The 4,269-nt window shown below is 73.8% G+C and carries 4 protein-coding genes and 1 pseudogene; 2 read left to right on the top strand and 3 right to left on the bottom strand.

Annotation, left to right across the window (positions count from 1 at the left end; translation table 11 throughout):
- Positions 1–1,773 (top strand): helicase-related protein (locus FHL79_RS24635; RefSeq protein WP_246081215.1); only part of this gene is annotated, 1,773 nt, incomplete at its 5' end.
- A gap of 39 nt (positions 1,774–1,812) precedes the next feature.
- Here the strand turns inward: FHL79_RS24635 and FHL79_RS25340 are convergent.
- From FHL79_RS25340 to FHL79_RS26560, 3 genes and pseudogenes are all read right to left on the bottom strand, one after another.
- Complete coding sequence (locus FHL79_RS25340; protein WP_171058337.1) at positions 1,813–1,971, bottom strand: hypothetical protein; 159 nt, start codon at positions 1,969–1,971, stop codon at positions 1,813–1,815.
- A gap of 8 nt (positions 1,972–1,979) precedes the next feature.
- The gene (locus FHL79_RS24640) at positions 1,980–2,924 is read right to left on the bottom strand and encodes a class E sortase (RefSeq protein ID WP_246081217.1); all 945 of its coding nucleotides are present in this window, start codon (positions 2,922–2,924) and stop codon (positions 1,980–1,982) included.
- Between the two features lie 310 nt (positions 2,925–3,234).
- A pseudogene (locus FHL79_RS26560) lies at positions 3,235–3,324 on the bottom strand (LPXTG cell wall anchor domain-containing protein); the annotation flags it as partial.
- Between the two features lie 297 nt (positions 3,325–3,621).
- Here FHL79_RS26560 and FHL79_RS24650 point away from each other — a divergent pair.
- On the top strand, positions 3,622–4,269 hold a 648-nt coding region (locus FHL79_RS24650), incomplete at its 3' end, for a TetR family transcriptional regulator (RefSeq protein ID WP_138761186.1).

Raw genomic sequence — 4,269 nt, forward strand, 5'->3', positions numbered from 1 at the left:
CCCCAGTCCCCCGCCCGTCGCCGGGAGCGCAGCGCCGCCCGTGAGACCTCTGCCCGCGATGCCGACCGGGCCGCCGCCCGCGACGAGAAGCGCGCCCAGCAGATCTGGGTCGACGGCGCCGCCCCGGAGCTCCCCGTCCGGCTGACCCGGCCCGAGAACGTCGTCTTCCACCTCGGCCCCACCAACTCGGGCAAGACCTACGAGTCGCTCCAGGCGCTGGCCGCCACCGGATCCGGGGTCTACGCCGCCCCGCTGCGGCAGCTCGCCCACGAGGCGTACGCCAAGCTCTCCGCCCAGATGCCCGAGGGCACCGTCGGCCTCTCCACCGGCGAGGAGGAGATCAACCCCAACGCGCCGATCGTCTGCTGCACCGTGGAGAAGGCCCCCGACCGCGGCCGGATGCTGGTGCTCGACGAGGCCCACTGGGTCACCGACGCCGACCGCGGGCACCACTGGGCCCGCCTGCTGCTCACCGGCGAGTACCGGGAGATGCACCTGATCTCCGCGGCCGAGGCCTATCTCGTGCTCAAGCCCCTGGTGGCCGACGCCGAGCACGTCGAGGTCGTGAACCACAAGCGGCTGTCCCGCCTCGACGTCCTGAAGGCGCCGGTCCGGACCAACGGCGTCCGCCCGCAGACGCTGGTCGTCGCCTTCTCCCGCAAGACGGTCTACGCCGTGGCTGCGGAGCTCGACCAGCACCGCCCGGGCAAGGTGGGCGTCCTCTACGGCGCCCTGCCCCCGGCCACCCGCCGCGAGGTCATCGAGCGGTTCACCAGCGGCGAGCTCGACGTCCTGGTCACCACCGACGTGATCGGCCACGGCATCAACGTGCCGGCCACCACGGTGCTGTTCGCCGAGACCACGAAGTTCGACGGCCAGGAGCTGCGGCCGTTGCGCACCTGGGAGGCCGCCCAGATCGCCGGCCGTGCCGGTCGGTACGGCCTCACCGGCCACGGCCAGGTCGGCATCCTGATCGGCGTCAGCGGGCTCAAGCCCGTCGCGGCGCTGGTCGGCGCCGGTGCCGCCGTGGCCCGCGGCGACGAGATGAGCGACCTGCCCAAGCGCGCGCCGCGGCTGCGGCCCGAGCTGGAGGACCTCGGCGCGCACGAGGCGGTCGACCTGCCCGAGGCGCTGACCCGGTGGATGGCCTGGGCACGAGCCGCCACCCGCGACCAGGCCATGACGGCCGACGACGTGACCAGCCTCGTGCTGCGGGTGCACGCCCTGCTGCCGCTGCTGCGCGGCCCGCTCGGCGCGGCCGGTGACCTGGACACCGTGTGGCGGCTGGTCAACCTCGCGATCGACTACAACCCGCCGCGGCGCACCCGCTGGCTGGTGCTGGCCAAGGCCGCGCTGCAGCACGCCGTCGGGCTGCCGGTGCAGCCCGAGCTGGTCCTCCCCGACCTCCCGGTCGGCGGCAGCGTGGAGGAGTTCGAGCAGACCGCGGCCGCCGCGCGGGACGCGCAGACCCTGCTCCGCCAGTTCCCCGGGGTCGCCGGGCTGAGCAGCGACGACGCCGCCTGGGTCGAGGAGGAGTGCTCCGAGACGATCACCGAGATGCTCCCCGGTGCGATCTCGCTGGGCCGCTCCGGGAAGTGCAGCGAGTGCGGGACCGCGATCGCGCCGTGGTTCAGCACCTGCCGGCCGTGCAGCACCCGCGGTCCCGCGGGCCGCGGGTCGCGCGAGGGCGGCGGACACGACTCCCGTCGTCCCCGGCCCGGCTCACGGTCCGGGTCCCGTCAGGGACGACGCCCCAGCCGCAGCGGCCGCTGACCGCACGGCCCCGCTGCCTGTGGCAGCGGGGCCGTGTCGTCACTGGTCGACGGTGACGTCGTTGAACGGCAACCGGGGCTCGGCCCACGGGAAGACGACGAACAGCAGCAGCGCGACGACCGCCAGGACGAGGACCAGCGCGATGACCGCCTTGGCCGCGGTCGGGCCGGGCAGGTGCCGCCAGATGAATCCGTACACGGTGCTCCTCAGCCTTCGATCAGGGCCGGGGGGCCATCGGGGAAGTCGGCCTTGCTGACCGGGCTGCCGTCCAGCACGGCGTGCACGATCAGCCGCTGCTGCGCCGAGTACTTGGGATGGCAGGTGGTCAGCGTCAGGTAGGCCCCGCTGGGAGCGGCGTCGGCGGCGTCCGGGGTCGGCGCGATGACCGAGACGTCGGAGGGCTTGACGATCTGCTGCCCGGGGATGCCGCTCGGGTCGGTCGTGTAGTCGCCGGTGGCGGCGTCGCCGAGGACCCGGTAGACGTACCAGTTCTGCGCCGTCTCCACGACGATCGGGTCGCCGGGGAGCAGCTCGTCGGTGTCCAGGAACGGCGAGCCCTTGCCCACCCGGTGTCCGGCGATCGCCAGGTTGCCCTGCTGACCGGGCAGCGCGGTGCCGATGTAGTGACCCGGCCCCTCCGCCAACTGCTCCTCGCTGACGCCCTCCAGGACGACCCGGGAGTAGTCCTCGCCCAGCCGCGGGATGTGCAGGACGGCGAGCGGCTCGCCCACCGCCGGGGCCACCAGGTTCTCCGGTGCCGCCGAGGCCTGGTCCCACTGGTCGTGGAGCTGCTCGGCCAGGTTGCCCTGCGTGCGGTCGTTCAGCAGGTCGGTGACGTAGACCTCGTAGACCACGAACAGCAGCACGACCAGCCCCGCGGTGACCAGCAGCTCGCCGGCGCCGCGGAGCAGCACCTGCCAGAGCGGGTCGCGCTGCCAGGGCTGCTCGTCGTCCCGGTCGCTGTCGTCCAGCTCGCTGTCGTCCCAGTCACCGTCGTCCTCCCACTCGCCGACCCAGGCGCCGTCCTCGTCCGAGTCGGCGTCGTGGGAACGGGCGTCGTAGGGCTCAGGGTCGTGGGCGTCGTCGCGTACGTCCCGACCGGCGATGGACAGCTCGGCGTCACGGTGCCGGACGACGGCCGCAGGCTCCACGACGCGGCGCTGAGGCACCGGCGGGCGCTGCGGGACCGGCGGTCCGCCGAACTCGGGGACCCGGTCCCATGGCTGGGTCCTGCTCAACTCGAGGCTCTGGTCCGGGTCCGCCATCCACTCCCCCGGTTCCTGTCCTGCCCGCAACGACTGTGCGCCGGAGGGAGCGTAGGTCAGCGCCGAGGCGTTCCCCGGCACTTGCCGAGGCTCCCGAGGTGTCGGACGACGGATGTGGTGCCCGGGACACAAGTCGGGCCCTGCTCCGCGGAGGAGCAGGGCCCAATGCGGTGCTACCGCCTACCGGCGGGGTGGATCAGGCGTTCTTGCGCCGCCGCGCCGCGACGAACAGCCCACCGCCTACGGCTCTCAGGCCACCGAGCACGGGCAGCGCGACTGAGGCGCCGGTGGAGGCGAGCCCACCCGGTTGGGCACCGGAGACGACCCTCCGGAGACCGTGAAGTCATGCGCAGCACCTCGGGGTTGCCGCTTGCGTCGACACCCGTGGCCACCCGGGCCTCGAGCCCCCGGACGACGCCACGAGATGCTCGGCGCTGCTACTGGCATCGCGGACGGCGAGGTCCCACCCACGGGACATCTCGAGACCACCCGCGCGTGAGCGCTCTTCGCCGAGGGACACGTCCTCCCCGCAAACGGCGAGAAGCGGTGGGCGGTACCGAAAGTATCAGGTACCGTCCGTAGCGTGAAAGTCGAGACGCGCCGTGACCGGCGGGACTCCCGGTGGGACGAGCACCGCCGCGCCCGCCGCGAGCAGCTCGTCGACGCCACGCTGACCGCGGTCGGCCGGGTCGGCGCCGCGGTCGGCATGGAGGAGATCGCCGCCGAGGCCGGCACCAGCAAGACCGTCGTCTACCGGCACTTCGCCGACCGCAGCGAGCTGCACGTGGCGGTCTGCGAGCGGGTCGCCGCCCAGCTCACCCGCAAGCTGCGCGAGGCGATGGGCTGCAGCTCCGACCCTCGGCAGATGGTCGCTGCCGCCGTCGACACCTACCTGGCCTTCCTCGAGACCGATCCCGAGGTCTACCGCTTCGTCGTCACCCACTCGCCGGCCGGCGACGACGGCAGCGACCCGATCCGGACCCTGTCCACACTGGTCGGCGACGAGGTGGGCCGCCTGGTGGCCGAGTTCCTGACCCGGGCCGGCCAGGACACCGCGCCGGCCGCCGCCTGGGGCCACGGCGTCATCGGCCTGGTCCGCGCCGCCGCCGACTGGTGGCTGCGCGCCGACCGCCCCGTGCCCCGCCCGCAACTCGCCGCACAGCTCACCGACCTGGCCTGGGTCGGCCTGTCCGGCGTCGTGACCCCCGCCCCGCGCACCCTGGAGGAGAAC

It is taken from the genome of Modestobacter altitudinis, from assembly GCF_005930475.1.
GTDB lineage: Bacteria > Actinomycetota > Actinomycetes > Mycobacteriales > Geodermatophilaceae > Modestobacter > Modestobacter altitudinis.